The following is a 26242-nucleotide window of genomic DNA, read 5'->3' as shown; positions in this document are numbered from 1 at the left end:
CTGTTTCCCCGGCAGCAACAATGGCCTTCGGGGTGCGGTACAGAATGCAGCCTCGCTCCGGCGGCGTGGCGCCCGCCGCAACCCTGGGGCGCGCCGCGTGCCGGCGGCGCCAGGCACATTCGCTCTTCGCTCCTCTCCTATTTCCATCCATGGACCAGATCCAGACCATGCGGGTGTTCGTGCGCGTCGTGGAGGCCGGCAACTTCACGCGCGCGGCGGATTCCCTCGACCTGCCCAAGGGCACCGTCACCAAGCAGATCCAGGCGCTGGAGGCGCGCCTGCGCGTCAAGCTGCTCAACCGCACCACCCGCCGCGTGACCGTCACGCCCGACGGCGCCGCCTACTACGAGCGCGTGGCGCGCCTGCTCAACGACTTCGACGAGCTGGAGGCCAGCATGGCCAACAGCAACGCCGCGCCCAGCGGCAAGCTGCGCGTGGACGTGGGCACCTCCACCGCGCGGCTGGTCATCATCCCGCGGCTGGCCAGCTTCTGCGACCAGTACCCGGACATCCAGGTCGACCTGGGCGTGAGCGACCGCACGGTGGACCTGATCGGCGACAACGTGGACGTGGTGATCCGCGCCGGCGACATCACGGACCAGTCGCTGGTGGCGCGCCGCATCGGCACCCTGCCCTTCGCGACGGTGGCCGCGCCCGCCTACCTGAAGAAGTACGGCACGCCGCAGACGCCGCACGACCTGGAGCGCGGCCGCCAGCACGTGATCAACTTCTTCTCCAGCAACTCGCGGCGCATGTACCCGCTGCAGTTCCGCAGGGGCGACGAGACGCTGGAGGTGAGCAACCCCTACCGCCTCGCCGTGAACGACAGCAACGCCTACACCTCGGCCGCGCTGGCGGGCTTCGGCGTGGCGCAGATGGTGCGCTTCATCGCCGCACCCTACCTGGAGAGCGGCGAGCTGGTCGAGCTGTTCCCCGACTGGCACTGCGACCCGCTGCCGGTGCACGTGGTCTACCCGCCCAACCGGCACCTCAGCGCCAAGGTGCGTGCCTTCGTGGACTGGGCGGCCGCGGAGTTCGCACTCCAGCCCCATCTGGCGCGCGCCTGAACCGGGCCGCCTCGGCGCGTCAGGGGCCGGCGGCCGCCTCCTCCAGTGCCGCCTGGCTGGCCGGCGGCCGCACGCCCAGCCGTGCGTGCCCGTGCAGCCCGAAGGAGGCGCAGTCGCGCAACTGGACGCCGGCCGCGCGCAGGCGGCGCAGCAGCGGGCCCGCGTCGCCGTCGGGCAGCCGCACGCAGAAGAAGCTGGCGTCGCTCGCCAGCGGCGCCCAGCCGAGGCGGCGGCACAGCGCGAGCTGGCGGTCCTTCCAGTCGCGCAGCACGGGCAGGCTGGCGGCCAGCCAGTCCTGCGCGGCGGGCTCGGTCCAGGCCTGGAGCATCGCCACGCCGTGCGCGCCCAGCGGCCATGAGGGCGCCAGGCGCTGCAGCGCGTGCAGCAGCGGCGAGGCGGCATCGCCTGCCGGCGCAATGGCATAGGCGCCGCGCACGCCCGTCAGGCCCAGCGCCTTGTTGGGCGACCACAACTGCCACACGCGCGCCAGGCGGGCGCCGTCCAGCGCCGGCACGCCGGCCAGCCGCAGCGGGGCATAGGCGCGGTCGAGCACGAGAGGCACGCCGGTCGGCAGCGCATCGACGCGCGCGGCCAGGTCGGGCGGCGTGTCGCCCAGCGGCGAAGACGGATCGCAGCCCCAGGAGAGCACCTCGCCCCGCGCCGGCAGGCCGCGCGCCACGCCCAGGCCCTGCGCGCGCGCGGCCCGCGCGTAGTCGCCGTAGGCCCAGGCCGGCACCCGCACCGTGCCGCGGCCGCGCGACGCCTGCGCGACGGCAGCCGTGATGCGCGCGATGAACTCGCTGCCGCTGGCGGCGACGACGATGCGCTCGCGCGCCACACCGTGGAAGGCGGCGATGCGCTCGCGCAGGTCGGTGCAGGCCGGATCGGGGTAGCGCGTCGGGTCCGCCGCCTGCACGGCGGCCAGCGCCGGAGGGCACGGTCCGCAGGCGTTGGCGTTGGTCGAGAAGTCGTGCGGCGCCGCGCCGGCTGCGTCCGGTCCGCCGTGCACGGGTGCGGCGTCGGCGTTCATGCAGGGGCCCATCCGCCCGCCGCGGCCAGCACCGCTGTGCAGGCCAGCCCGGCCAGCCACGCGGCCCGGCCGGCGAGCACGATCGCGCGGCGCGTGTCGTCGGCCCGCGGCACGGCCCCGGCCGCGTTCAGCACGTACACGCCCGGCTTGCCCAGTCGCACGCCGAGCAGCAGCGCGGCGGCCGCCATCGGCCAGCCGCCGTTGGGCGACGGCGTGCGCGCCGCCTCGCGTGCCAGCGTGCGCGGCCAGCGCAGCGCCGCCAGGGCCAGCAGCAGCGCGGTGATGCGCGCCGGCAGCCACGACAGCAGGTCGTCGGCGCGGGCGGCCCACTTGCCGGCCCAGGTCCAGTCATGCCCGCCGCGTTCGCCGCGGTAGCCCCACATCGCGTCGGCGGTGTTGGCGAAGCGGTACAGCGCCGCGCCCGGCAGGCCCAGCAGCGCGAACCACAGCAGCGGCGCGACCACCGAGTCGGTCAGGTTCTCGGCCAGCGACTCGATGGCGCTCTCGCGCACCGCCGCGGCGTCGAGGGCGCGCACGTCGCGGCTGACCAGCCACGCCAGCCGTTCGCGGCCGGCGTCCAGCGACACGGCCAGCGCCGATTCCACCGCCTGCACCTCGCTGCGCAGCAGCGCCCAGGAAAGCTGCGGCTTGACGCAGAGCGCCAGCGCGGGCAGCGCCAGCCAGGCCGGCTGCGCCAGCAGCCAGCGCTGCAGCAGCCAGGCCAGCGCGAAGACCGCCGCGGCGGCAGCGCACCAGGTCAGCGCCGCGCCCCAGAACACGCGCCGGTCCGACAGCACCCGCGGCGCGCCGGCGCGGGGCGCCAGCCGTGCGCCGGCCCAGCCCAGGTAGCGCCCCATCCACACCACCGGATGCCAGCGCGCCGGCGGTTCGCCCAGCAGCCGGTCGGCGGCCAGCGCCAGCAGCGGAGTGGCGGCCAGCTCCAGCATCAGGAGGGCGGGCCCGCGGTGAATGAGGACGGCAGCGGCATGCGTCAGTCTTCGATGCCGCGCTGCGCCGGCACGCCGGCCTGGAAGGCGTGCTTGACCAGCCGCATCTCGGTCACGGTGTCGGCGATGTCGACGATCTCCTGCGGGCAGCGGCGGCCGGTCAGCACCACGTGCACGTCCCTGGGCCGCTCGCGCAGCGCGGCCAGCACCTCGCCCGGCGGCAGCCAGCCGTAGATCAGCGGGTAGGTGATCTCGTCCAGCACCACGAGGAAATACTCGCCCGAGAGGATGGCCGCCCTCGCCCTCTTCCAGCCGTCGCGCGCCAGTTGCGCCGAGCGCTCCAGGTCCTGGCTCTTCCAGCTGAAGCCGTCGCCCAATCCTTCGATCATGGGCCCCCACGCTCGGCACTCCGTGTCCTCGCTGCCCCCCGAGGGGGCCGCGTCCGGCTTGGGGCGGCCCGGCGCCGGACGGAATGCCTCAAGCTGCTCGAACGCGCGGTGCTCGCCGAAGCGCGCCGTGGGCACCTTCATGAACTGGAAGATCTTCACCGCCTTGCCGCGGCCATGCGCGCGCAGGGCCAGGCCGAAGGCGGCCGTGCTCTTGCCCTTGCCGTCGCCGGTGTTGACGATCACCAGGCCGCGGCGCTCGCCTTCGGGCTTGTCGTAGGGCTTGGCGGAGGGTGGGGTCTCGATCTGCATGGGTCTCTTTCTCCTTCAGCGAGGCAGCGCGATCCACTGCCCCTCGACACGGTGCACCGCCACGCGGCCATCGAACACGGCCTCCAGCGCGCGGTGCGTGGCCGCGTCGCCGGTCGCGCCGTGGTGCATCACGCGACCGCCGGCCATCACGACCAATTCGTCGGCCGCCAGCGCCGCGTGCAGTTCGTGCAGCACGCTGACCACCGTGCAGCCGCCATCGGCCAGCTCGCGCGCCGTGGCGAGCCAGTCGGACTGGTGCGGCGGATCGAGGTTGGCCAGCGGCTCGTCCATCAGCAGCACGTCGGCCTGCACCGCCAGCGCGCGGGCCAGCAGCACGCGCTGGCGCTCGCCGCCGGACAGCTGCCCCAGCGGACGCTCGCGCCAGTCCCACGCCTGGGTGCGGCGCAGCGCCACCTCCACCACCGCGCGGTCGGCGGCCGAGGGAGCCGCCAGCCAGCGCTGGTGCGGCAGGCGGCCGAGCATCGCGACGTCGTGGACGGTGAGTTCGTCGGCTGCCGGGTCGGCCGCGCCGCCCTGCCCCAGCCAGGCCAGGCGGCGGGCGCGCTCGCGCGGCGTCCAGCCCGCCAGCGGCCGGCCGGCCAGTTCCACCTCGCCGGTGCAGCGCAGCAGCCCGGCCAGGCAGCGCAGCAGGGTGGACTTTCCGGCGCCGTTGGGGCCGACGATGCTGGTCCAGCGGCCGGCCGGCAGGGCGAGGTCGATGCCGTGCAGCACCGGCGCGCCGCCCAGCCGCGCATGCAGGCCGCGCGCCCGGAGCATGCAGGCGGCTGCCGCGTTCATGCCACGCTCCGCACCGCGCGGCGGTGCATCAGCCACAGCAGGTAGCCGCCGCCCAGCACCGCGGTGAGCACGCCCACCGGCAGCTCCTGCGGCGCGATCAGCCAGCGCGCCAGCAGGTCCGCCGCCGCCAGCAGCAGGCCGCCCATCAGCGACGAGAGCAGCAGCAGCCGCGCGTGCGGCGTCTTGACCAGCGAGCGCACCAGGTGCGGCGCCGCCAGCCCGACGAAGGCGATCAGCCCGGTCTGCGCGACGGCCGCGCCCGTAGCCAGCGCGAGCACGCCCACCAGCGCGGCGCGCAGGGCCGGCAGCGGCAGGCCCAGGCTGGCGGCGGTGTCCTCGCCCAGCGCCAGCCCGTCGAGCACCGGCGCGAGCAGCCAGCCCGCCAGCAGGCACGCGGCCAGCACGCCGGCCATCAGCGCGCAGGCGCTCCAGCCCAGCAGGCCCGTGGTGCCGAGCATGAAGCCCTGCAGCGCCTGCAGGATGTCGGCCGAGGCGATGCTGACGAGGTCCTTCAGCGCGCCCAGCACCACGCCGACGATCACGCCGGCCAGCAGCAGGCGCAGCGTCTGCTGCACGCCGCGTGCCAGCGTCAGCGTGAGCAGCACCGCCACCACCGCGCCGAGGAAGGCGGCGCCCGTGAGGCCCAGGCGCACCACCCACTGCGTGGACTGGGCCGTGGCGCCGAACAGCGTGAGCGCCAGCGCCACGCCCAGCCCGGCGCCCGAGGCGCTGCCGAGCAGGTACGGATCGGCCAGCGGGTTGCGGAACAGGCCCTGCGCCACCGCGCCGGCCAGTCCCAGCAGCGCGCCGGCCAGCCAGGCGCCGGCGGCGCGCGGCAGCCGGATGTCGCGCACGATCTGCCAGGCGACCGGGTCGGCCTGCGGGCCCCACAGCGCGTGCAGGCCGGTGCTGCCCACCGCGGCGCCGAGCACCAGCACCAGCACGGCGGCGCCCAGCAGGGCGGCCAGCACGGCGTTGGCGCGGCGCGACTGCATCAGCGGACGGCGCCTGCGTCCGCGGCCGGCCGGCGCGCCAGGCAGTCGGCCATCAGCCGCGCGGCCTCGGCCATGCGCGGGCCGGGGCGCACCAGGATGTCGCTCTGCTCGGCGTCGAAGCGGCACACGCGGCGCTCGCGCACCGCGCGGATGGCGGCCCAGCCGGGCCGCTGCTCCAGCCCCTGCCCGCTGCGCTGGCCGACCATGATCACCTGCGGGTCGGCGCGCACGACGAACTCGGGGCTGATCTTGGGAAAGGGGCCGAGCGCCGCCGGGATGATGTTGCGCGCGCCCAGCCGCGCCATCGTCTCGCCCATGAAGGAGGACTCGCCGGCCGCATAGGGGCCGTTGTTGACCTCGAAGTACACCCGCGCGCCGCGCGCCGTGGCGGGCACCGATTCGGCCGCCGCGTTCACGCCCGCGTCGATGCGGCGCCACAGCGCGTCGGCCTCGGCCGGCGGCACGTCCAGCAGCCGCGCCACCTGGCCGATCACGCGCTGCATGCCGGCCTGGTTCTTCGGCTCCAGCACGGCCACGGTGATGCCCAGCGATTCCAGGCGCGACGCCACCCGCGAGGACGGCGCGGCCAGCACCAGGTCGGGCTTGAGCGCGACGATGGCCTCCACGTTCGGGTCGATGCCGCCGCCCACCAGCGGCAGCGCGCGCACCGGCGCGGGCCAGTTGGAATAGCGGTCCACGCCGACCAGCCGGCCGCAGGCGCCGAGTTCGCACACGGTCTCGGTCAGCGAGGGCAGGATCGAGACGATGCGCTGCGGCGGCGCGGCCAGGCGCACGGTGGTGCCGCGGTCGTCCACCGCCTCCAGCGGCGCGGCCAGGGCGCCGCCCGCTGCGCACAGCGCCAGCGTCCAGAGGAGCAGCCGCCTCATGCCGCCCCGCCCTTCAGCCGCAGCGGCAGCCCGGCGGCCATCAGCGTCACGCGCTCGCAGGCGGCGGCCACCTGCTGGTTCAGGCGCCCCAGCACGTCGACGAAGGCGCGCGTCTCGGCCCCCAGCGGGATGACGCCCAGGCCGATCTCGTTGCTCACCAGCACCACCGGCCCCTGCGCCGCGGCCAGCGCCTCGGGCAGCAGCGCCACGCCGTCCTGCCAGTCGGGGCCCGCGGCGCGGGCCGGGTCCAGCTCGGGCGGCATCATCAGATTGGTCAGCCACAGCGTCAGGCAATCCACCAGCACCAGCGTCTCGGGCGTGCTGGCGGCCATGACGGCCTCGGGCACGCGCAGCGGCTCCTCGATGGTCTCCAGCGCCGGCACCCGCGCGGCGCGCTCGAACTGGTGCAGCGCGATGCGCTGGCGCATCTCCTCGTCCCAGGCCTGCCCGGTGGCCACCAGCACGGCGCGGTGCGCGGGCGAGCGCGCCAGCCAGGCCGCGGCCAGCGCCTCGCCGCGGCGCGACTTGCCGCTCTTCTGCCCGCCGAGGATGAATTCGCTGGCGGCGATGTCCGCCGCGCCGTGCCCGCCTTCTTCGCTCATGGATGCGCCGTGTCCCTTCCGTTCTTCACCAATGCGGCTGCCACTTCAGGCCGACATAGACCGTGCGGCCGGCGGTGGCGTAGTCGCGCGCCACCTGGTAGCGCTTGTCGCCGGCATTGTCGACGCGCGCGGTGAAGGTCCAGTCGCGCGCGAAGCTGGTGCTGGCGCTGAGGTTGACCAGGCCGTAGCCGCCCAGCTCGCGCGTGTTGGCCGCGTCGTCCCAGCGGCGCCCCGAGGCCTGCAGCTCGGCGCCCAGCGTCCAGCCGGCCACGCGCCAGTCCGCGCCCAGGGTGCCGTGCACGCGCGCGCGGCGCGCCAGCAGGTGGCCGGTGTCCTTGTCGCGCGGCTCCTGCAGGTCCAGCGAGCCGCGCAGCGTCACGTCGCCGAAGCTGTGGCTGGCCGCCAGCGTGATGCCCTTGTACTCGCCGCGGCCCACGTTCGCGTAGCAGCCGAAGAAGGAGTCGCAGCCGGTGGCGTCGTAGTCGAAGACGATCAGGTTGCGCACGCGGTTGCGGTAGAGCGTCAGGCTGGCGGTGGTGGCGGCGTCGGCGTAGCGCAGGCCCAGCTCGGCGTTGCGGCCGGTCTCGGGCTTCAGGCCCGCCACGCCGTACTCGCTGAAGCGCTGGTACAGCGTGGGCGCCCGGAAGGAGGTGCCGGCCGAGGCGGTGACGCGCCAGCCTTTGGCGAACTCGTAGCCGTAGGCGGCGCTGCCGGTGGTCTTGCCGCCGAACTCGCTGTCGCGGTCGTGGCGCAGGTTGACCTGCAGCGAGTGCGCGCCGGCGCTGTAGCCGTAGCCCAGCGCCAGGCCGTCCTGCGAGCGCTCGCGGGCGATGGTGGTGCTCCACTCGTCCAGCGCCGGGTTGTATAGCTTGTCCTCGCGGCGCTCCAGCGCAGCGGTGAACAGGTGCGCGCCGAGCCGGTATTCGTTCTGGAACAGGTAGCCGCGCAGGCGCGTCTGGGTGACGTAGTCGGGCACCGCGTTCTTCACCACCGTCTCGTAGCGCGTGTTGGAGTCGGTGACCGACAGCCTGGTCGTGTACTCGGGCGTCCACTTCGCCGTCCACGTGAGGCCGCTGGCGCGCAGGTGGTAGCGGTTGCGGTCGTCCACCGGCCGCAGCGGGTCGTAGGTGAAGCCGTCGTAGCCCGAGTCCAGCGTGTTCTCCAGCGTGGTGAAGTCCAGCCGGTGGCGCTCGCCGATCTGCCAGCCCAGGCGCACGTTGGCCGCGCTGTTCTTGTAGTAGTCGTCGTCCGGGTTGTGCTTGACGTTGGGCGTGCGCACGTCGAAGTTGCGGCTCTGCTCGTAGGAGGCGCCCACCGAGTAGTCGAAGGCGCCGATGGCGCCGCTCACGCCGAGCTGCGTCTTCGAGGTGCGGCGGCTGCCGATGCCGTAGCTGACGAAGGGCGTGGCCCTGCCCTCGCCCTTGCGGGTGAACAGCTGCACCACGCCCGCCACCGCGTCGGAGCCGTACACCGCGGCGGCCGGGCCGCGCAGCACCTCGATGCGGTCGATCTGCGCCAGCGGGATCGTCTCCCACATCACGCCGCCGGTGGACTGCGCGTCCAGCCGGACGCCGTCCAGGTAGACGGCGGTGAAGCGCGTCTCGGCGCCGCGCAGGAACAGGCTGGTGCTGTTGCCGATGCCGCCGTTGCGCGTGAGCTCCACGCCGGGCAGCCGCGCCAGCAGGTCGGCCACGCCGGTGGCGCCGCTGTGCTCGATGGTCTCGCGCTCGATCACGGAGACGTCGGACACCAGTTCCGACAGCGGCTGCTCCACGCGCGTGGCGGTGACGACGGTTTCCTGCAGCGCGGGGTGCGCGCCCTGGGCGAAGGCAGAAGAGGCGAAGGCCGCGGCCAGCGCGGCGGCAAGGGACGAAACGCGCGGTGCGGCGCGCGACGAGGGGTCACGGGGGGTCATGGGAGCGACGTTTCCTGCTCAAGAGCCCTGGCCAGCTTCCCCGCCGGCCCTGGGCACCAAGGCCGCCGCGCCTGGAGAAAACGCGGCAGCCGCCTTGTTGGCCGGTATCCGGGCTGACAGCGCGCCTCGGCCGCCTTCCCAGGCGCCGCGTGTCGACGGCGCCCAGTGGCTGGATTGGACGAGGTGGCCACGCACGCGATGCGCGCGGGGCCGGCTGCTTGACCGTTGCGGGGGCAGCGCAGGCCGGCTCTGGCGACTGGAAAGTCCCTCGGCTCCTGCTTCCCGTTGAACTGTGCCGCGCGAACCGCGGCACGAGCACCAACGGCGCGGATTCTATGCGGGCGAGGCGCCCGGCGCGCCGCTCAGAGGGCGGCGGCCTCCTGGGCCGCGCCTGCGTCGGCGTCGCCGTCCTTGCGCAGCATCGCGATGAGTTCGTCCAGGGCGGCGACGGCGCCCTGCGCGTCGCGGCCGCGCAGCGAATGCACGAGCTTGCGCCGCAGCGGGAACACGTCGGGCCGGGGGCGCGCCGGGATCACGTGCGTCATGCGCTCGCGCAGCACGGCGGTCATCGTCTGCGCCATCAGCCGCAGGGCCTCGTTGTGGCCGGCCAGCGCGATCGAGGAGAAGAAGCTCGCCGTGGCCTCGATGCGCCGGGGCAGCGCCTGCTCGCCCTGGTGCTGCTCGATCTCGGCGACGGCCGCCTCGATCGCATCGACCTCCGCCTCGGAGGCCCGCTCGCAGGCCAGCCGCAGCAGCGTGCCGTACAGCGCGCGGTAGGCCTCGTCGATGTCGGCCGTGCCCAGGCGCCCCTCGAGCACCAGCTTGCGCAGCGACTCGGCGAGCATCATGTAGGCGCCCTTGTAGAACACCAGCGCGTGGTCGGCCGGGCCGGTGCCCATGTGCCGCACCTCGCCGATGAAGATGTCGTGGTCGCCGGCCTCGTGCCGCGCATGCACCCGGCACTCGAAGCTGGCCAGGCAGTCGTCGATGAGCGGCGTGCCGAGCTCGCCCCGGCGCCACGCCACGCCTTCGAACTTGTCGGCGACCTTGCTCGACGCGAAGCGGCCGGACAGTGCGTCCTGGCTCTGCGACAGGATGTTGATGGCGAACGAATCCGCCTGCGCGAACACGCCGAGCAGGCTGCTCGCCTTGCGCAGGCTGAACAGCACCAGGGGCGGCTCCAGCGACACGGAGCTGAAGGAGTTGCAGGTCAGGCCGACGGGCTGCCCCTCGGCCGTGTGGGTGGTGATGATGGCCACGCCCGTCGGGAAGCAGCCCAGCAACTGCCGGAACAGCTTGGGGTCGATGCTCGTCTCCGTGCTCATGGCGCAGGCGTCCCCTGGCGCTTGAAGAGCTGGACGATGTTGCCCTCGGGGTCGCGCAGCGACATCACGGCGCCGTGCGAGCCCATGTCGCGCGTGCCGAGCACCGTGCCGCCCGCGGCGGCGATGCGCGCCTCGGCGCCCGCGAAATCGTCCACCTCGAACACCATCACCAGGCCGGACTGCGCCGGCGCGGCCTCCTCGCGGCAGGCCAGCGCCACGCTGGCCGCGCCGACGCCGTACTGGATCCAGCGGTCCTCGTCGCGGAACTTGAGCGCGAGGCCCAGCGCGGACGTGTAGAAGGCATGGAGTTCGGCGGGCCGCTCGGCCACCACGAACACGTTCTGAAGGCGCTTTGGCGATTCCATGGGCGTTGCTTTGTCTCAGGAAGCGGCCCGGGGTGCGCCGCCGTTGCGATAGAGGTTGGTCAGGGGCGCCTTGAGGAAGCCGCCGTCGACCACGAGGTCCTGTCCGTTGACGTAGGCCGCGCCGTCGCTGGCCAGGAAGGCGACGGCCGCGGCGATGTCCTCGGGCAGGCCGATGCGCCGCGCCGGGATGGCGGCGATGCGGCTTTCGAGCGCGCCTTCGCGGCGGTAGTGCGGCTCCGACAGCGGCGTGCGGATCATGCCGGGGCTGACCGTGTTGGCCCGCAGGCCGCGCGGCCCCCACTCCACCGCCATCTGGCGGGTCAGCGCCTGCATGGCGGCCTTGGCCGGGCCGTAGGCGCCGCCCTGCGACGGCGCCCGCGCGGCGATGGACGCCACGTTGACGATGCTGCCGGCCTGCCGCTCGAACATCATCGGCACCAGGGCCTGCGCGCACAGCAGCGCGCCGCGCAGGTTCACCTGGAAGATGCGGTCCCACAGTTCCAGCGGCAGGCGCTCCAGCGCCACCGGCGCGGCGGTGATGGCCGCGTTGTTCACCAGCACGTCGCAGCGGCCGAAGCGCTCGCGCGTCAGCGCCGCCAGGGCGTCGACCGAGGCCGGGTCCGCGATGTCAGCGCGCACGGTCAGCAGGCCGTCGGCCTCGGCCGGCGCCTCGGGGTGGCCGATGTCGGCCTGCACCACGCTGGCGCCCATGGCGCGCAGCTGCCGGCAGATCGCCAGGCCGAGGCCGCCGGACGCGCCGGTGACCACGGCCACCCTGCCGCGCAGGGCGTCATCGGCGAAGGGGGCGGGACTGCTCATGGACGCGCGGCCCGCTCAGGCCGACACCGCGTTCATCGAGTCGACCTCCTTGCGGATGGCCGGGATGATCCGCTCGCCCCACAGCTCGATCTGGCGCAGCATGGTCTGCTGGTCGAAGTCGCCCAGCTGCGTCTGCAGCGCGATGTGCTTCGGCCGCAGGATGCTGATCTCCTCCAGCATCTTGTCGATCACCTGGTTGACCGAGCCCACTGGCAGGTTCTTGCGCAACTGCTCGAAGCTCGGGTCGGTGGGCGACGGCACTTCCTTGACCATGTAACCGTCGTCGGACTGGGCGCGGCGGAACTTCAGGCTCTCGGAGATGCGGCGCTGAAAGCGCGCGTTGTCCAGGTAGGCGTCGATCTCGGCCTGGTTGTCGGAGGCGAAGGCGCAGCGCAGGAAGCCGAACTTCACGTCCTCGTCGAGGCTGGCGCCGTTGTCCTGCGCCACCTTGTCCAGCCGCTCGCGCAGGGCGGCGATGGCGTCGTTGCCGTTGAGCAGCGCCGTCACGAACAGGTTGTGCCCCTCGCGCACGCCGCGCCCCAGGGTGACCGGGTTGCCGGAGGTGATCCACAGCGGCGGCATGGGGCCCTGCACCGGGCGCACGGCGATGGAGCTGGGCGGCAGCTTGAGGTACTTGCCCTCGTACTCCACGATCTTCTGCGTCAGGCCCTTGGGGATGATGTCCAGGAACTCGTTGTAGATGGCGCCCGACTCCTCGATCTTCACGCCGAAGCGCTCGAACTCGAACTCCTGGTAGCCCGAGCCGATGCCCAGCTCCAGGCGGCCGTTGGACACGGTGTCGACGAAGCCCACCTCGGCCAGGAAGCGCGCCGGGTGGTACAGCGGCAGGATGCACACGGCCGTGCCCAGGCGGATGCGCTGGGTCTTGGCCGCCATGTGCGCCACCATCATCAGCGGCGAGGGCGAGAGCGAGTAGTTGTTGAAGTGGTGCTCGGCGTACCAGGCAGTGTCGAAGCCGGCCTGCTCGGCCACCACCGTCTGCTCGATCGAGTTCTGGATGACCTGCTGCGAGCTCTGGTGATAGCCGCGCTGCTGCGCCAGGATGAATACGCCGAATTCCATGGTCTCTCCGCGTCAAAGGGGGATGAATGCGATGAGGGAAATTCTCCCGGTGGGCCCTGCGATCGAGAATACGGAAGGTGCGTGGTTCAGTCCTGCAGAAAGTGCAGGAGCCAGCCGCGGCGAAGCGACGCGAAGGGGCGCTCCATCAACGAGAAAACCGGGCTCGCGGGCCCGGTTCTGCATGGCATGCGCTGCGCGCGCGGCGCGCCTACTTGTCCTTCAGCTCCGTCATCCTCGCCAGCCCCTGCCAGATGGCCGCGTCCTTCCTGATGGACGCCGCGAACTGCTGCGCGGAGCGGCTCGGCGGCACCACCATGTTCTGCCCCTCGATCCGCTGGCGGACCTCGTCGGTCTTCTGCAGACGGTTGATCTCCGCGTTGAGCCGGTCGATGACCGCGGCGGGCGTGCCCGCCGGCGCGAACACGCCGTACCAGCCGTCGGCCTCGAACTTGTAGCCCTGCTCCGCCAGCGTGGGCAGGTCCTGCGTGGCGGGCCAGCGCTGCGAGCCCGTCTGCCCCAGCCCCACCAGCCGGCCGGCGCGCATGTGCGGGATGGGCGACGCGATGTCGGTGAAGCCGACGCTGATGTTGTTGGCCATGATGTCGCTCACCTCGGTGACCAGCGTCTTGTAGGGCGCATGCGGCATGTCCAGCCCGTAGTGCGCCTTGATGCCTTCCATGGCGAGGTGGCCCGACGAGCCGGTGCCCCACGAGCCGTAGGCGAGCTTGCCCGGGTTGGCCTTGGCATAGGCCACCATGTCCGCCAGGTTCCTGAAGCCCGTGCCCGGGTTGGCGACCAGCAGGATGCCCGCCGCGCCGACCTGCGTGATGGGCACCAGGTCCTTCTCCGCGTCGTAGGGCAGCTTCGGGTGGATCACCGGGTTGATGAGGATGGAGGACGACGGCGCGAACAGCAGCGTGTAGCCGTCGCCCGCCGCCTTGGCCACGGTGTCGCAGGCGATCAGGCCGTTGGCGCCCGGCTTCGGGTCCACCACGATGGGCTGCTTGAGCACGCGCGAGAGCGGGTCGGCGATGAGGCGGGCGAAGATGTCGCCGCCCGCGCCGGCCGAGCCGGCGACCACCAGGCGGATGGGCCGGCCCGGCCAGGCGTCCGCGCTGGCAAAGGCACGGGCGCCGGCGCCCAGCAGCACGCCGCCCAGCAGGACGGTGCGTCGTTGGAGGGAGGTGTGGCTCATGCGGTCTCCTGAGGGGGCTGTATAAGAATCGAGGCCATCAAATGCCTTTTTCAATTCCATTTCTTTTACAATGCGGATTTCCGGAAACCGGATGCCCGGCGGCCTGCCGCAAGAAAAACGATGGAATTCCCCGCGCGGATTTCAATTCAATTCGCTGCCCCTGAAAACGGCGTCCGCGTGGTCTGCCGAATTCTAGGGAGCGAACCGGAAATGGTTACTGCAGAAACTGCAGATCAGAACTGCGAGAACTGGAGGATGTATGGATAAGCTGCGGGCGATGGAGCTCTTCCTCTCGATCTCCCAGACCCGGAATTTCTCCGAGACGGCGCGCCGCTTCGGCATCTCGGCCACCGGGGTGTCGCGCATGATCACGGAGATCGAGGACCAGATGAAGGTCAAGCTCCTGCTGCGCTCCACGCGCCAGGTGACGCTGACCGAGTCGGGCCAGGAATACGCCCGCCAGCTGGAAGACATCCTGTGGCGCATCAAGGAGCTGCAGGCCAACGTCACCGCCATCAGCAGCGCGCCGCAGGGGCAACTGCGGGTGCACTCCCGGGTGATGTTCGGACTGGGGGTGCTGCCCCCGCTGGTGGCGGCCTTCCGCAAGCTGTACCCGGCCATCCACATCCAGCTCACGCTGACCGAGGCGCCGGTGGACCTGCGGCGCGACCAGTTCGACATCGACTTCCGCATCTCGCCGCCGGTGGAGGCCGGCGTCAAGCGCCGGATGCTGTTCCAGAGCGAGCGCTACCTGGTGTCGGCGCCCTCCTACCTGGCCGACCGGCCCGCGCCGCGCGTGCCCGAGGACATCCTGGCGCACGAGTGCCTGGCCTACCAGTTGCCGGGCGATCGCTACACGTGGCTGTTCAAGCAGCAGGACGCGGTCAACGAGATCGTCTTCCAGCCCCGTCACGTCAGCAACAGCGGCATCGCCCTGCTGGAACTGGCGCGCCTGGGCGAAGGCCTGGCGCTGCTGGACGACTACACCGTGCACAACGACATCCGCCTGGGCCGCCTGGTCCGTGTGCTGGACGACCATCGCATCAGCAACAAGGGCTTCGACGAGGGGATGTACGCCACCATCCTCGACACGCCCATCATCCCCGCCAAGATCCGGCTGTTCCTGGATTTCGTGGCCGAGCACGTGGCCGGGCGCGAGCTGCGCTTCGTCGCACACGGCCGCACGGCCGGGCTGGACCCGCAGCCCGCCGGTTAATTCGGCGCGCCGGCCGCGTCAATTGAATTGAATTCCCGCAATTCAATTCAATTGAATTTCCCCGATTCCTGCATTTTCTGCAGGACACTCCCGCGGATTGGTTGGAAATCAATTCCAGCCCGATTTCTATAATCCGCCGGAAATCGACACCGAGACAAAGCCGCGCAAATCCATGCGCCCGCCCGAAGCCGGCGGGCCGCGCTCCGTTTGTCGAACACGTGTTCCCCGACCAGCCCTGCGCCGCGGCAGGCTGGCCTTCTTTTGCCTGGAGGTGCGTATGAGTGATGAGTGGGTTCGTTTGGAAGTGGCCGACGGCGTCGGCCTGGTCACGCTGGACCGCAAGCCGGTCAATGCGCTGAACCGGGAGATGCGGCGCCAACTGGTGGCCACCTTCGACGCCATCTCCGAGCGCGAGGACGTCCGCTGCGCCGTGCTGACCGGCACCGGCAGCATGTTCTGCGCCGGCGCCGACCTGAAGGACCGCCCCGACCCCGACGTCGCGGGCGACTTCCTGGAGCACAACCGCATCACCCGCGAGACCGGCAACGCCATCCGCGAATGCGCCAAGCCGGTGATCGCCGCCATCAACGGCGCGGCCCTGGGCGCGGGCTTCGGCCTGGCGGCGGCCTGCGACATCCTGTACGCCTCCGAGAACGCCACCGTGGGCATGCCCGAGATCAACGTCGGCCTGGCCGGCGGCGCCTCCATGCTCAAGACGCTGTTCGGCCGCTCCACGCTGCGCCGCATGTTCTTCACCGGGCAGCGCCTGAGCGCGCACGACCTGCTCAAGCGCAACGTCATCGAGGACGTGCTGGCCGAGAAGGACCTGCTGCCCGTGACCATGGCGCTGGCCCGCGAGATCGCCTCCAAGGCCCCGCTGGCCATCGCCTACGCCAAGCGCGCCGCCAACATGGTCGACCTGATGCCGCAGCGCGACGCCTACCGCTTCGAGCAGGAGTTCACCGTGGCGCTGTCGAAGACCGAGGACGCCCGCGAGGCGCGCATGGCCTTCCTGGAAAAGCGCGCACCCGTGTTCAAGGGGCGCTGAACCCATGTCCGCCCCGCTCCAGCAAGCCCCCGGCGCCGGCCTCGACGCCTTCTTCGAGGCCGATGCCGTGGCCGTCGTCGGCGCCTCCGACGACGTCACCAAGATCGGCGGCCGCCCGGTCCAGCTGCTGCGCAAGTACGGCTATGCCGGCGCCATCTACCCGGTCAATCCCAAGGGCGGCACCATCCAGGGCCTGCCGGGCTACGCCTCGGTCCTCGACACGCCGACGGCGCCCGCGCTGGCCATCCTGGCGGTGCCGGCGCCGGCCGCACTGCAGGCGGTGCGCGACTGCGCCGAGCGCGGCGTACGCGGCGTGATCGTGCTGTCGGCCGGCTTCGCCGAGGCCGGCCCCGAGGGCGCCGCCCTGCAGGCCGGGATGGTGCGCGTGGCGCGCGAGCACGGCATGCGCCTGCTGGGCCCGAACTGCCTGGGCGCGGTCAACGTGGCGAACAGCCTGGTGGGCTCCTTCTCCATCGCGCTGGAGCAGAGCATGCCGCCGGCCGGCCAGGCGGGCATCGTCTCGCAGTCCGGCAACATCGGCAGCCTGACCATGCGCAACATGGCCAGCCGCGGCCTGGGCGTGAGCCGCTTCATCGCCACCGGCAACGAGGCCGACGTGGACGTCGCCGACGGCATCGCCGCGCTGGCGCAGGACGACGCCACCCGCATCATCCTGTGCTGCATGGAGACCTGCCGCCACGCCGGCCGGCTCGCCGCGGCGCTGGAGATGGCGCGCGCGCGGAACAAGCCGGTGATCGTGCTGAAGATCGGCGCCACCGAGCAGGGCCAGGCCGCCGCCGCCTCGCACACCGGCGCGCTGACCGGCTCCGACGCGGTGTTCGACGCGGTGTTCCGCCGCCACGGCGTGCTGCGCGTGCGCTCCTTCGAGGAACTGCTCGACGTGGGCCATGCCGCCGCCCTGCTCGGCCCCGAACGCCTGCCCGCCACCGACGGCGTGACGCTGGTGGCCGCCTCCGGCGGCTTCGGCATCATGATGGCCGACGCGATGGTGCAGGCCGGCATGACGCTGCCCCCGCTGGCCGAGGCCACGCGGGCGCTGATCCGCGAGGCCGTGCCGACCGCCGGCACCCACAACCCGGTGGATGCCTCGGCGCAGATGTCGGCCCGGCCCGACATCCTGCTGAAGATGCTGAGCGCGCTGCAGGGCGACGCGAGCGGCAGCACGCTGGTGCTGCTGCTGGCGCTGTCGCTGTACAACCCGCGGCTGCGCGGCGTGTACCTGGAGGCGCTCTCGAAGATCCGCGCCAGCCACCCGGACCGGCTGCTGGTCATCATCAGCCAGGGCCCGCCCGACGCGGTGGCCGAAATCAACGCGCTGGGCATCCCGGTGTTCCCCAGCATCCCGGCCGCCGCCGCCGGCATGGCCGGGCTGGTGCGGCTCGGCCGGCTCGCCGCCCTGCCCCCGGCCGCGGCCTACAGCGGCCCGGTCGACGCGGTCGATCCAGCCGTGTTCCGCAACGAGTTCCATGCCAAGAAGGCGTTGGCCACGGCGGGCATCAGCGTGCCGCGCGAGGAAGTGGTTGCCAGCGCCGACGAAGCCGTGCGCAGCGCGCGGGCCACCGGCTACCCGGTGGTGCTGAAGATCGCCTCCGAGGACATCGCCCACAAGACCGAGATCGGCGGCGTCGCGCTGGACCTGGCCGACGACGAGGCCGTGCGCCAGGCCTACGGCCGCATCATGGACAACGCCCGCACCCGTGCGCCCGCCGCGCGCCTGGGCGGCGTGCTGGTGGCGCCGATGGTGCGCGGCGGCGTGGAGCTGATCGCCGGCGTCTCGCGCGACCCGGTCTTCGGCCCGGTGGTCATGGTCGGCTTCGGCGGCATCTACGCCGAGATCCTCAAGGACGTGGCGGTGCAGGTCGCGCCGGTGTCCGAGGAGGAGGCGCAGCACATGATCCGCGGCCTGCGCATGTTCCCGCTGCTCGACGGCGCGCGCGGCCGGCCCAAGGCCGACGTGGCCGCCGCCGCGCGCACGGTGGCGCGGCTGTCGGAATTCGCCTGCCGCCACGCCGCCGAGGTGGCCGAGATCGACATGAACCCCATCCTGGTCCGTCCCGAGGGCGAAGGCGTCCTGGTCCTGGATGCCCTGATGGTCCCCACCCCGCGCAACACCCCCGCACCCTGAGAGACCCCATGCACACGGAAAAGCATCCGGCCCTGGCGGCGGCCGCCGAAGGCCCGGCCGCCTATCGCCAGTACGCGCGCCAGTGGCTGCGCTCCCACCTGCCCGAGCACATGCGCGCGGACAGCCTCGACTATCGCTCCCCCACGCTGGACGAATGCCGCGCATGGGAAGCCTCGATGTACGAGGCCGGCCTGGCGGGCATGACCTGGCCCACCGCCTACGGCGGCATGGGCCTGACGCTGCGCGAGCACCTGATCGTGAACAAGGAGGTGGGCGCCCTGCTCATGCCCGAGAGCGTGAGCTCCATCGGCAAGGAGCTGGCCGGCCCCATCATCCAGACCGTGGGCACGGAGGAACAGAAGCAGCAGTTCCTGCCGCGCATCCTCGCCATGCAGGACTACTGGTGCCAGGGCTTCTCCGAGCCCGACGCCGGCTCCGACCTGGCCCGCCTGCGGACCAAGGCCGTGCCCGAAGGCGGCGCCTGGCGCATCAACGGCCAGAAGATCTGGACCAGCGGCGCGGCCAAGGCCCACTACTGCCTGCTGCTGACGCGCACCGGCACGGTGGCCGACAAGCACCGCGGCCTGCTGATGTTCGCCGTGCCCATGGACACGCCCGGCATCCGCGTGGTGCCGATCAAGTCGATCGACGGCAAGGAGTCCTTCGCCGAGGTCTTCTTCGACAACGTGGTGGTGCCCGACAGCGCCCGCCTCGGCGCGCCCGACGAGGGCTGGAACGCCGCCATCCGCGTGCTGTCGATCGAGCGCGCGACCAACCGCATGTACCGCGCCTGGCGCTTCGAGGCCGAACTGCGCCACCTCGTCGCCGCCTGCAAGTCGGATCCGGCGCTGGCGAAGCTGCTGGACGACGGCCACCACCAGCGCCGCATCGGCGAGGTGCTCGGCCAGATCGACGCCCTCAAGGGCCTGGTCGAGCACACGGTGGACCAAATGACCGCCGGCGCCAGGATCGGCGCGCGCGGCTCGCTGACCAAGCTCTTCTGGTCCGAGTGCCACCAGGCCTTCATGGGGCTGGCGCTGTCGCTGGTGTCGCAGGTCACGCCGCGCTCCAGCCCGCAGGCCCGGCGTGCGCGCAAGGCCTTCGCCAACGCCTACCTCTACGCCCGCGCCGAGACCATCTACGCGGGCACCACCGAAGTGCAACTGGACATCATCGCCCAGCGGATCATGGATCTGCCGAAGGACCTGGCATGAGCATGCAAGACAACGACCTTCAGCCCGAAGAGTTCGCCCAGGCCGCTGCCGAGGCCATCGCCGACGCGCAGGCCCGCGGCTTCCGCGAGACGGGCCGGGTGCTGGCCGCCGCGGGCCTGTGCGGCGTGTGCGCGGCCGAGGAGGCCGGCGGCCTGGCGCTGGGCATCGAATTCGCGCTGCCCATCGTCACCGAGGCCGGCCGGCTGCGCCTGCAATGGCCGCTGCTCGAAACCCTGCTGATCGCCAAGGCGCTGGGCACGTCGCCGCTGGCCGCCGAGCTGTGCAGCGGCGAGCGCGCCGCCACCTGGGCGCTGCAGGGCAGCCTGCAGGACGGCTTCGCGGGGCATGCGCGCCACGCGCAGCACTGCGACTGGGTGCTGGTGGCCGACGGCCGGGGCGGCGGCGCCCTGCTCGACCTGTCCAGCGTCGAGACCGAGACCGACGAGGCGCTGGACCCGGAACATCCGCAGTGCTTCCTGACGCTCGAAGGCGCCAAGGTGCTCGCCGAACTCGACGCCGCCGCCTTCGCCGCGCTGCAGCGCGACCTGCAGATCCTCGTCGCCGGCTGGGTCCACGGCGCCGCCGAGGGCGCGCTCGCCACCACGGCGGGCTACATGGCCACCCGCGTGCAGTTCGGCCGCCCGCTGTCGGCCAAGCAGGCGGTGCGCCACCACCTGGCGAAGATGCGGCTGCTGCAGGAGGCCGCCGGCGCCGGCATCCGGCGCGTGCTGCGCGCCGACGAGTTCGGCGGCGAGCGCGGCACCCGGGCGGTGCTGTCCCAGGCCCTGGACAGCGCGGCCTTCGTGCTGGAGAAGTCCATCCACCTGCACGGCGGCATGGGCTTCACCTGGGAAGTGCCGCTGCACCACGCCCTGCGCGAAGTGCGCAAGTTCGACGCCGCCTTCGGCGCGGGCGCCCCCGCCCGCCAGGCCGGCCGGGACTTCATCCAATCCGTGTGAGCCAAGGAACCGACATGCATCAGGACCTGCAGGGGCGCGTCGCCCTCGTCACCGGCGCGGGCGCCGGCATCGGCCGCGAGACGGCCTGCCAGATGGCGGCCCGCGGCGCCGTGGTCTGCGTGAACGACCTGAAGGAGGAGTTCGTCGCGCCCGTGGTCGAGGCCATCCGCGCCGACGGCGGCCAGGCCTTCGGCATCGTGCAGAACATCGCCAGCCGCGAAGGCATCCGCGAGGCCATCCAGCGCGCCGCCGAGCACGGCGGCGGGCGCTTCGACATCCTGGTCAACAACGCGGCCTGGGTGCGCTACCAGGCCATCCCGGACATCCTGCCGGAGACCGTGGAACGCATGCTGGACGTGGGCTTCCGCTCGGTCATCTGGAGCCTGCAGGAAGCCGTGGCCGTGATGGACCCCGAGCGCGGCGGCGCGATCGTGAACGTGGCCTCGGTCGCCGCGCTGCGCTCGGCGCCGAACTCGGTGGTGTACTCCGGCATCAAGTCGGGCATCCTGGGCATCACGCGCGCCGCGGCGGCCGAACTGGGCGCGCGGCGCATCCGCGTCAACGCCGTGTGCCCCTCGGCCGTGCCCACCGAGGGCACGCAGCGCAACCGCAACGCCGAGCGCGATGCCGCCCGCATCGCCCGCACGCCGCTGGGCCGGCTCGGCACGGTGGAGGACATCGCGCGCGCGATCTGCTTCCTCGCCAGCGACGAGGCCGGCTTCATCACCGCGCAGGCGCTGACGGTGGACGGCGGCGTCACGCTCACCAACATCTGACGCGCGCAGCCGCACCGCTCATGCAGACGGTCCTGATCACCGGCGCGGCCTCCGGCATCGGCCGCGAGGCGGCGCGGCTGTTCGCCGGCGCGGGCTGGCAGTGCGTGCTGGTCGACCGCAACGAAGAGGCGCTGGCCGCCCTGGGACGCAGCCTGCCCTGCACGGCGGCGGCGGCGCACGTGCTGCGCGCCGTCGACCTGACCGACGCGCGGCAGGTCGCCACGCTGGGCCAGGGCACGCCCACGCTCGACGCCCTCGTCAACAACGCCGGCATGTCCGACCCGTCCGGCACGCCGCTGGCCGAGCAGGACGCGGTGCAACTGGACCGCCTGCTGGCCCTCAACCTGGCGGCGCCGGCCGCGGTGATCGACGCCTGCGCGCCGCTGCTCGAGCCGGGCGCGCGCGTCGTCAACGTGGCTTCCGGCGCCGGCCTGCATGCCATCCCCTGGCGCGGCGCCTATAGCCCGAGCAAGGCGGGCCTGATCGCGCAGACCCTGGCGCTGGCGCAGGCGCGGCCCGACTGGTGCGTGACCGTGCTGGCGCCCGGCTTCGTGCGCACCGAGCTGGTGGACGGGCTGATCCAAGCCGGCCGCATCGACCCGGCGCGCGCAGTGAACAAGATCCCGCTCGGGCGCATGGCATCGCCCGCCGAGATGGCGCAGGCGCTGCAGTTCCTGTGCAGCCCCGGCGCCCTGCCCCTGAGCGGACAGGTGCTGGCGGTGAACGGCGGCTCCTCCATCTACGGCGGCAGCCAGGGCTTTGCGCCCGCCACGCTGGCGCCACTGCCGCAGGACACGCCGCTGCAACTGGAAGTCTGCGGCGGCGATGCCGCCCCCTGGCGGGCCGTGGCGCCCGGCTCCGCCGGGCAGCCGCACTACGCGGCCTGCCTCGACCTCTCGCCGCTGCATGCCGGCGCAGGCAAGCTCCTGCACGCGGTGCATGCCGCTGCCGCGCGCTTCGCGGCACGCCATGCGCAGCAGGCCAGCCTCACGCTGCTGCTGCCCGCCGCGGCCGAGAGCCGCTGGCAGGACGCCGGCGACGGCGCGGCGGCCCGCATGCTCGTATCCACCCTGGCCTGCGAATGGGGCAGCCGCGCCCTGCGCATCAACGCCTTGCAGGTGCCGGCCGACCTGGACCCGCCCGCGCTGCACGCCCTGCTGCGCTACGTGGCCGGACCCGCCGCGCAGTACCTGACCGGACAGACCCTCGTCTGCGCATCCCGATGAACACCACCACCGACGACCCCCTCGACGCCGAGCGCGCGCGCATCAAGGCGCTCTTCGTCGCCGAGCGCGGCTACTGGCGCCCGTGGACCGACACCATGCTGCAGGCCTGTCCCGGCTTCGTGCAGCAGTACGCGAACTACGCCGGCTACCCGGCGCGCACCGGGCCGCTGAGCGAGCGCATGGTGGAGCTGATCTACGTGGCGCTCGACGCCTCGGCGTCCCATCTCTACGAGCCCGGCCTGCAGACCCACATGGCGCGGGCGATCGCCTGCGGCGCCAGCGAGGCGGACATCGTCGACGTGCTGCACCTGGTGGCGGTGCAGGGCGCCGCCAGCGCGTGCCAGGCCGCCGACATCCTGGCCGAACTCGCGGACCTGCCCGCGGCGGCGCCGATCGACCCCGCGCTGCAGGCCCGCATCGACCGGCTCGGGCCGGCGCACGCCCTCCCCCTGGCCGGCGTGGCGCGGCTGGACCCCGGCTACGCGCAGGTGCTGCTCGACTTCGTCGAGCAGGGCCGGCCCGGCGCGGGCCTGGGCGATGCGGAGCGCAGCCTGGTGCAGCTGGCGCTGCATGCCTGCTTCACGGCCTTCAACCCGGGCGCCGTGCGCCGGATCGCCGCCACCGCGCTGGCGCAGGGCGCGGCGCCGGCCGAGCTGCTGCAGGCCGTCCAGATGGGCGCCCACCTGGCCGTCCACGGCACCGCGCTGGGCGCCCGCGTCCTCCAGGCCAACCGCACGCCCGCACAGGAATGACTTGACGACAACGCCCCTCATGCGGTGGAGTGCGCGCCCATGAAGGCCCTGGATTCGCTCCGCATCTTCGTCGCCACGCAAAGAAAAGGCAGCCTCTCGGCGGCGGCCCGCAGCCTCAGCCTGTCGCCGGCCACCATCTCGCGGCGCATCAGCGCGCTGGAGGAGGAACTGGGCGTGAAGCTGGTCGACCGCACCAGCCGCAACCTCAAGGTGACCGAGGCCGGCCAGGCCTTCCTGGAACGGGCCGAGGTCGTGCTCGAGGCGATGGCCGAGGCACAGCAGGCCGCGCTCGACGCGCGCCAGCGGCCCGAGGGGCGCCTGCGGGTGCACTCGCGCACCCACATCGGCCTGCGCGTGGTGGCGCCGCTGCTGCCGCGCTTCGCCCAGGCCTACCCCGACATCCGCGTGGAGATCGAGCTCTCGGAGCACCCGGTCAACCTGGTGGAGCAGGACTTCGACATCGACATCCGCACCGGCAAGTCGGCCGACTCGGGCTTCGTCATCAAGCGCCTCCTGTCCAGCGACGAGGTGCTGGTCGCCAGCCCCGCGCTGGCCCGCGCCTACGCGCGCCTGCGGCACCCGAGCGAGCTGCCGCAGCTGCGCTGCCTGACCTACCGCCGCGAACACGAGCAGACGACCTGGCGCTACATCGACGCGGCCCAGGGCGGCCAGGAACAGGAGCTGGCGATCCAGGGCGTGCTCAGCGCCAACAACGGCGAGCTGCTGCGGCTGGCCGCCATCGGCGGGATGGGGGTGGCCCTGCTGTCGGAGGCGACCGTGCGCAGCGACCTGCGGGACGGCACGCTGGTGCGGCTGCTGCCCGAGTACCGCTTCGCCGTGCGTGGCTTCTCCAACGGCATCTTCGCCGTCTTCCGCCACAGCCGGACGCTGCCGCTGAAGGTGCGGGCCTTCGTCGACTTCGTGGCCGACGCGCTGAAGAACGAAGGCGCCTAGGATCTCAGACGACGCCGGCCTCGCGCAGCGCCGCAAGCTGCGCCTCGCCGAGGCCGAGCGCGCCGTACACCTCGCGGTTGTGCTGGCCTGTGCGCGGCCCGGTGGCAGGCGGCGGCGCGGACCCGCGCCCCACGAAGCGCGGCACCGGCGCCGGCGCCGGCACGCCGCCGAACTCCTCGTCCGGCAGGTCGACGAAGGCGCCGCGCTCGCGCATGTGCGGGTCGGCCTGCAGGTCGGCGATCGAGAACACCTTGCTGTAGGGCACGTCCTCCCGGTCGAGCAGCGCAGCCAGTTCCTCGAAGGTCCGGGCGGCGCACCAGTCGGCGAGGATCCGGTCCAGCGCCTCCAGGTGGCGCAGGCGCGCCGCGTTGTCGCAGAAGCGGGCATCGCTCAGCAGGTCCTCGCGGCCGATCGCACGGCAGATGCGCGCGAAGATCGGCCCGCCGGTGCCCACCAGCGTGAACCACACGCCGTCGGCCGCGCGGAACACGTTGGAGGGCGCGGTGTAGGTGGCGCGCGAGCCGGTGCGCCCGCGCACCACGCCGCCGATGCGGTGCTCCGCCGCCAGCGGATCGAGCAGGCGCGCCATGGCCTCGGTGGCCGAGAGGTCGATCTCGGCGCCCCGGTACTGTTGCGGCGGCGACGCGTTGCGCTCGGCCAGCGCGGTGCTGATGGCGAAGGCGCCGAACAGGCCCGCCACCACGTCGCCCAGCGGATAGTTCATGTGCTGCGGCGGGCCGCCCGGCTCGCCGGTCAGGTGCGTGAAGCCGCTCATCGCCTCGAAGATGCGCGCGAAGCCGGGACGCCGCGCGTAGGGGCCGGTCTGGCCGAAGCCGGTGAGGCGCAGCACGATCAGGCGCGGGTTGGCCGCGTGCAGCGTGCCGATGTCCAGGCCCCATCCGTCCAGCGTGCCGGTGCGGAAGTTCTCCACCAGCACGTCGAAGCCGGCGATGAGCCGCAGGAACAGCGCGCGGCCCTCGGGCTTGCGCACGTCCAGCGAGATGCCCTTCTTGCCACGGTTGGCGGTCTTCCAGAACAGCGGATGGCCCTCGTGCACCGGCGTCAGGCCGCGCAGCGGATCGCCGCCGGCGGGCAGCTCCAGCTTGACCACCTCGGCGCCCATGTCGCCGCACAGCGTCGCGGAGAAAGGCGCCGCCAGCACGGTCGCCATGTCCAGGATGCGCACCCCGCGCAGCGGGCCGCCTCCCTGCGATTGCCCTTCCATCAGTTGCCCTTCAGGTCCACGCGCCCGAGCACCGGGTCCCAGGCCTTGCGGTCGGCCGCGATGCGCCTGTCGTACGCCGCCACCGACGGGTCCAGCGGCGCGGCGCCCAGCTTGGCCAGCTTGTCCCGGAGCGAAGGCAGCGCCATGGCCTTGGCCAGCGCGGCGCGCAGCGGCGCCAGGGCGGCGTCGGGCGTGCCCTTGGGCGCGACGATGCCCATCCACAGGCCGCTGTCCAGGCCCTGCAGGCCCAGCTCGGCGAAGGTGGGCACGTCGGGCACGGAGGGCGAACGCGTGCGGCCGGTCTGCGCCAGGATGCGGATCTGGCCGCCGTTCATGTAGGGCAGCGTGCCGCCCAGGTTGTTGCACATCACCGGGATGTGGCCCGCCATCACGTCGCTCACCGCCGGCGCGTTGCCCTTGTAGGGCACGTGCTGCAGCTTGGTGCCGGCCTGGTGGTTCACCATCTCGCACACCAGGTGCGATGGCGTGGCCACGCCGGCGGACCCGAAGGACAGCTGGCCCGGCTTGGCCTTGTCGGCGGCGATGAGGTCGGCCAGTGTCCTGTAGGGCGTCGCCGCGTTCACGGCGATGACATTGGGCAGGTCGGCCACCAGGCCGACGGCGGTGAAGTCGTCCACCGGATGCCAGTTCAGGCCCTTGTGGACGTAGGGCAGGAAGATGTTGGTCAGGCCCGCCATCAGCAGCGTGTAGCCGTCGGGCGCGGACTTGGCCACCAGCTCCGAGCCGATCAGGCTGCCGGCACCGGCCCTGTTCTCCACCACGACCGGCTGGCCCAGGGCCTTGCCCATCTCCAGCGCCACCTCACGCGCCACCAGGTCGGTGCTGCCGCCCGCGGGGAAGGGCACCACCAGCTTCACCGGGCGGTCGGGAAAGGCGGCCGCGGCCAGCGATGCGGCCAGGCCCAGCGCCAGGCCGGCGGCCAGGCGCGCGAGCGTCTTCTTGAGCGAATGCTTCATGGTCTGTCTCCAGGGGGTTTCGA

25 protein-coding genes and 1 riboswitch are annotated in these 26242 nt (G+C 72.7%); of the genes, 10 read left to right on the top strand and 15 right to left on the bottom strand.

What is annotated here, in order from left to right; genetic code table 11:
* Window positions 1–149 precede the first annotated feature (149 nt).
* Window positions 150–1067 carry a LysR family transcriptional regulator gene (locus Q392_RS08700; RefSeq protein ID WP_038204778.1) on the top strand — a complete coding sequence of 306 codons (918 nt, stop codon included), beginning with the start codon at window positions 150–152 and terminating at the stop codon, window positions 1065–1067.
* A 19-nt stretch (window positions 1068–1086) separates the two neighbouring features.
* On the opposite strand, the gene Q392_RS08695 is transcribed toward Q392_RS08700, so the two are convergent.
* The 13 genes from Q392_RS08695 to Q392_RS08635 form a co-directional block, all read right to left on the bottom strand.
* A complete protein-coding gene (locus Q392_RS08695; RefSeq protein ID WP_038204829.1) occupies window positions 1087–2097 on the bottom strand; it encodes an aminotransferase class I/II-fold pyridoxal phosphate-dependent enzyme in 1011 nt (336 codons plus the stop codon).
* Window positions 2094–3044, bottom strand: coding sequence for an adenosylcobinamide-phosphate synthase CbiB (gene cbiB / locus Q392_RS08690; protein ID WP_038204776.1), 951 nt, complete (start codon window positions 3042–3044; stop codon window positions 2094–2096). The genes Q392_RS08695 and cbiB overlap by 4 nt, the downstream gene beginning before the upstream one ends.
* A 44-nt stretch (window positions 3045–3088) precedes the next feature.
* Complete coding sequence (gene cobO, locus Q392_RS08685) at window positions 3089–3742, bottom strand: cob(I)yrinic acid a,c-diamide adenosyltransferase (RefSeq protein ID WP_038204763.1); 654 nt, start codon at window positions 3740–3742, stop codon at window positions 3089–3091.
* Window positions 3743–3757: 15 nt separating this feature from the next.
* The gene (locus Q392_RS08680; protein WP_038204760.1) at window positions 3758–4540 is read right to left on the bottom strand and encodes an ABC transporter ATP-binding protein; all 783 of its coding nucleotides are present in this window, start codon (window positions 4538–4540) and stop codon (window positions 3758–3760) included.
* Entirely contained in the window at window positions 4537–5535 is a 999-nt protein-coding gene (locus Q392_RS08675) for a FecCD family ABC transporter permease (RefSeq protein ID WP_038204758.1), read from the bottom strand. Before Q392_RS08675 ends, Q392_RS08680 begins: the two co-directional genes overlap by 4 nt.
* Window positions 5535–6422 carry an ABC transporter substrate-binding protein gene (locus Q392_RS08670; RefSeq protein WP_038204755.1) on the bottom strand — a complete coding sequence of 296 codons (888 nt, stop codon included), beginning with the start codon at window positions 6420–6422 and terminating at the stop codon, window positions 5535–5537. The genes Q392_RS08675 and Q392_RS08670 overlap by 1 nt, the downstream gene beginning before the upstream one ends.
* The gene (locus Q392_RS08665; protein ID WP_038204752.1) at window positions 6419–7024 is read right to left on the bottom strand and encodes a bifunctional adenosylcobinamide kinase/adenosylcobinamide-phosphate guanylyltransferase; all 606 of its coding nucleotides are present in this window, start codon (window positions 7022–7024) and stop codon (window positions 6419–6421) included. Before Q392_RS08665 ends, Q392_RS08670 begins: the two co-directional genes overlap by 4 nt.
* A gap of 25 nt (window positions 7025–7049) precedes the next feature.
* On the bottom strand, window positions 7050–8939 hold the full coding sequence (locus Q392_RS08660) for a TonB-dependent receptor domain-containing protein (RefSeq protein WP_038204749.1): 1890 nt from the start codon (window positions 8937–8939) through the stop codon (window positions 7050–7052).
* Between the two features lie 82 nt (window positions 8940–9021).
* Window positions 9022–9277: riboswitch (cobalamin riboswitch) on the bottom strand.
* Window positions 9278–9301: 24 nt separating this feature from the next.
* The gene (locus Q392_RS08655; protein ID WP_051953105.1) at window positions 9302–10264 is read right to left on the bottom strand and encodes a flavin reductase; all 963 of its coding nucleotides are present in this window, start codon (window positions 10262–10264) and stop codon (window positions 9302–9304) included.
* A complete protein-coding gene (locus tag Q392_RS08650) occupies window positions 10261–10629 on the bottom strand; it encodes a VOC family protein (protein WP_038204746.1) in 369 nt (122 codons plus the stop codon). Before Q392_RS08650 ends, Q392_RS08655 begins: the two co-directional genes overlap by 4 nt.
* A 15-nt stretch (window positions 10630–10644) precedes the next feature.
* Complete coding sequence (locus Q392_RS08645) at window positions 10645–11448, bottom strand: SDR family NAD(P)-dependent oxidoreductase (RefSeq protein WP_038204743.1); 804 nt, start codon at window positions 11446–11448, stop codon at window positions 10645–10647.
* Between the two features lie 15 nt (window positions 11449–11463).
* A complete protein-coding gene (locus Q392_RS08640; RefSeq protein WP_038204740.1) occupies window positions 11464–12531 on the bottom strand; it encodes an LLM class flavin-dependent oxidoreductase in 1068 nt (355 codons plus the stop codon).
* A 208-nt stretch (window positions 12532–12739) separates the two neighbouring features.
* Window positions 12740–13726: a Bug family tripartite tricarboxylate transporter substrate binding protein gene (locus Q392_RS08635; protein ID WP_038204737.1), complete on the bottom strand. Its 987-nt coding sequence runs from the start codon at window positions 13724–13726 to the stop codon at window positions 12740–12742.
* A 259-nt stretch (window positions 13727–13985) separates the two neighbouring features.
* Here Q392_RS08635 and Q392_RS08630 point away from each other — a divergent pair, with 259 nt between their 5' ends.
* The 9 genes from Q392_RS08630 (at window position 13986) to Q392_RS08590 (ending at window position 24017) form a co-directional block, all read left to right on the top strand.
* Complete coding sequence (locus Q392_RS08630; RefSeq protein ID WP_038204721.1) at window positions 13986–14942, top strand: LysR family transcriptional regulator; 957 nt, start codon at window positions 13986–13988, stop codon at window positions 14940–14942.
* A gap of 277 nt (window positions 14943–15219) precedes the next feature.
* Window positions 15220–15990 carry an enoyl-CoA hydratase/isomerase family protein gene (locus Q392_RS08625; protein WP_038204718.1) on the top strand — a complete coding sequence of 257 codons (771 nt, stop codon included), beginning with the start codon at window positions 15220–15222 and terminating at the stop codon, window positions 15988–15990.
* Window positions 15991–15994: 4 nt separating this feature from the next.
* Window positions 15995–18136: an acetate--CoA ligase family protein gene (locus Q392_RS08620; RefSeq protein ID WP_038204716.1), complete on the top strand. Its 2142-nt coding sequence runs from the start codon at window positions 15995–15997 to the stop codon at window positions 18134–18136.
* An 8-nt stretch (window positions 18137–18144) separates the two neighbouring features.
* Entirely contained in the window at window positions 18145–19350 is a 1206-nt protein-coding gene (locus Q392_RS08615; protein WP_038204714.1) for an acyl-CoA dehydrogenase family protein, read from the top strand.
* Window positions 19347–20309, top strand: a complete 963-nt coding sequence (locus Q392_RS08610; protein WP_038204711.1) for an acyl-CoA dehydrogenase family protein — start codon at window positions 19347–19349, stop codon at window positions 20307–20309. Before Q392_RS08615 ends, Q392_RS08610 begins: the two co-directional genes overlap by 4 nt.
* Window positions 20310–20323: 14 nt before the next feature.
* The gene (locus Q392_RS08605; RefSeq protein ID WP_038204708.1) at window positions 20324–21085 is read left to right on the top strand and encodes an SDR family NAD(P)-dependent oxidoreductase; all 762 of its coding nucleotides are present in this window, start codon (window positions 20324–20326) and stop codon (window positions 21083–21085) included.
* 20 nt (window positions 21086–21105) lie between these two features.
* Complete coding sequence (locus Q392_RS08600) at window positions 21106–22311, top strand: SDR family NAD(P)-dependent oxidoreductase (RefSeq protein ID WP_038204692.1); 1206 nt, start codon at window positions 21106–21108, stop codon at window positions 22309–22311.
* The gene (locus Q392_RS08595; RefSeq protein ID WP_051953103.1) at window positions 22308–23063 is read left to right on the top strand and encodes a carboxymuconolactone decarboxylase family protein; all 756 of its coding nucleotides are present in this window, start codon (window positions 22308–22310) and stop codon (window positions 23061–23063) included. Before Q392_RS08600 ends, Q392_RS08595 begins: the two co-directional genes overlap by 4 nt.
* Window positions 23064–23102: 39 nt before the next feature.
* Complete coding sequence (locus tag Q392_RS08590; RefSeq protein WP_038204689.1) at window positions 23103–24017, top strand: LysR family transcriptional regulator; 915 nt, start codon at window positions 23103–23105, stop codon at window positions 24015–24017.
* 4 nt (window positions 24018–24021) lie between these two features.
* Here the strand turns inward: Q392_RS08590 and Q392_RS08585 are convergent, their stop codons facing one another.
* Both Q392_RS08585 and Q392_RS08580 read right to left on the bottom strand, forming a co-directional pair.
* Window positions 24022–25242 carry a CaiB/BaiF CoA transferase family protein gene (locus Q392_RS08585; RefSeq protein ID WP_038204686.1) on the bottom strand — a complete coding sequence of 407 codons (1221 nt, stop codon included), beginning with the start codon at window positions 25240–25242 and terminating at the stop codon, window positions 24022–24024.
* Window positions 25242–26219, bottom strand: a complete 978-nt coding sequence (locus tag Q392_RS08580; protein ID WP_038204683.1) for a Bug family tripartite tricarboxylate transporter substrate binding protein — start codon at window positions 26217–26219, stop codon at window positions 25242–25244. The genes Q392_RS08585 and Q392_RS08580 overlap by 1 nt, the downstream gene beginning before the upstream one ends.
* Between the last annotated feature and the right edge of the window lie 23 nt (window positions 26220–26242).

It is taken from the genome of Xenophilus azovorans DSM 13620 (genome assembly GCF_000745855.1).
In the GTDB taxonomy this organism is placed as follows: Bacteria; Pseudomonadota; Gammaproteobacteria; order Burkholderiales; family Burkholderiaceae_C; genus Xenophilus; species Xenophilus azovorans.
The sequence above is the reverse complement of the archived record's forward strand: the minus strand, read 5'-3'. Positions and strand labels throughout refer to the sequence as shown.

Excerpts from the sequence above, each read along its gene's own strand:
- Q392_RS08610 (WP_038204711.1), top strand. The coding sequence starts at position 19,347 with ATGAGCATGCAAGACAACGACCTTCAGCCCGAAGAGTTCGCCCAGGCC.
- Q392_RS08700 (WP_038204778.1), top strand. The coding sequence starts at position 150 with ATGGACCAGATCCAGACCATGCGGGTGTTCGTGCGCGTCGTGGAGGCC.
- Q392_RS08695 (WP_038204829.1), bottom strand. The coding sequence starts at position 2,097 with ATGAACGCCGACGCCGCACCCGTGCACGGCGGACCGGACGCAGCCGGC.
- Q392_RS08650 (WP_038204746.1), bottom strand. The coding sequence starts at position 10,629 with ATGGAATCGCCAAAGCGCCTTCAGAACGTGTTCGTGGTGGCCGAGCGG.
- Q392_RS08640 (WP_038204740.1), bottom strand. The coding sequence starts at position 12,531 with ATGGAATTCGGCGTATTCATCCTGGCGCAGCAGCGCGGCTATCACCAG.
- Q392_RS08635 (WP_038204737.1), bottom strand. The coding sequence starts at position 13,726 with ATGAGCCACACCTCCCTCCAACGACGCACCGTCCTGCTGGGCGGCGTG.
- Q392_RS08620 (WP_038204716.1), top strand. The coding sequence starts at position 15,995 with ATGTCCGCCCCGCTCCAGCAAGCCCCCGGCGCCGGCCTCGACGCCTTC.
- Q392_RS08625 (WP_038204718.1), top strand. The coding sequence starts at position 15,220 with ATGAGTGATGAGTGGGTTCGTTTGGAAGTGGCCGACGGCGTCGGCCTG.
- Q392_RS08630 (WP_038204721.1), top strand. The coding sequence starts at position 13,986 with ATGGATAAGCTGCGGGCGATGGAGCTCTTCCTCTCGATCTCCCAGACC.
- Q392_RS08645 (WP_038204743.1), bottom strand. The coding sequence starts at position 11,448 with ATGAGCAGTCCCGCCCCCTTCGCCGATGACGCCCTGCGCGGCAGGGTG.
- Q392_RS08615 (WP_038204714.1), top strand. The coding sequence starts at position 18,145 with ATGCACACGGAAAAGCATCCGGCCCTGGCGGCGGCCGCCGAAGGCCCG.
- Q392_RS08675 (WP_038204758.1), bottom strand. The coding sequence starts at position 5,535 with ATGCAGTCGCGCCGCGCCAACGCCGTGCTGGCCGCCCTGCTGGGCGCC.
- Q392_RS08680 (WP_038204760.1), bottom strand. The coding sequence starts at position 4,540 with ATGAACGCGGCAGCCGCCTGCATGCTCCGGGCGCGCGGCCTGCATGCG.
- Q392_RS08600 (WP_038204692.1), top strand. The coding sequence starts at position 21,106 with ATGCAGACGGTCCTGATCACCGGCGCGGCCTCCGGCATCGGCCGCGAG.
- Q392_RS08605 (WP_038204708.1), top strand. The coding sequence starts at position 20,324 with ATGCATCAGGACCTGCAGGGGCGCGTCGCCCTCGTCACCGGCGCGGGC.
- Q392_RS08660 (WP_038204749.1), bottom strand. The coding sequence starts at position 8,939 with ATGACCCCCCGTGACCCCTCGTCGCGCGCCGCACCGCGCGTTTCGTCC.
- Q392_RS08665 (WP_038204752.1), bottom strand. The coding sequence starts at position 7,024 with ATGAGCGAAGAAGGCGGGCACGGCGCGGCGGACATCGCCGCCAGCGAA.
- cobO (WP_038204763.1), bottom strand. The coding sequence starts at position 3,742 with ATGCAGATCGAGACCCCACCCTCCGCCAAGCCCTACGACAAGCCCGAA.
- Q392_RS08655 (WP_051953105.1), bottom strand. The coding sequence starts at position 10,264 with ATGAGCACGGAGACGAGCATCGACCCCAAGCTGTTCCGGCAGTTGCTG.
- Q392_RS08580 (WP_038204683.1), bottom strand. The coding sequence starts at position 26,219 with ATGAAGCATTCGCTCAAGAAGACGCTCGCGCGCCTGGCCGCCGGCCTG.
- Q392_RS08590 (WP_038204689.1), top strand. The coding sequence starts at position 23,103 with ATGAAGGCCCTGGATTCGCTCCGCATCTTCGTCGCCACGCAAAGAAAA.
- Q392_RS08595 (WP_051953103.1), top strand. The coding sequence starts at position 22,308 with ATGAACACCACCACCGACGACCCCCTCGACGCCGAGCGCGCGCGCATC.
- Q392_RS08670 (WP_038204755.1), bottom strand. The coding sequence starts at position 6,422 with ATGAGGCGGCTGCTCCTCTGGACGCTGGCGCTGTGCGCAGCGGGCGGC.
- cbiB (WP_038204776.1), bottom strand. The coding sequence starts at position 3,044 with ATGCTGGAGCTGGCCGCCACTCCGCTGCTGGCGCTGGCCGCCGACCGG.
- Q392_RS08585 (WP_038204686.1), bottom strand. The coding sequence starts at position 25,242 with ATGGAAGGGCAATCGCAGGGAGGCGGCCCGCTGCGCGGGGTGCGCATC.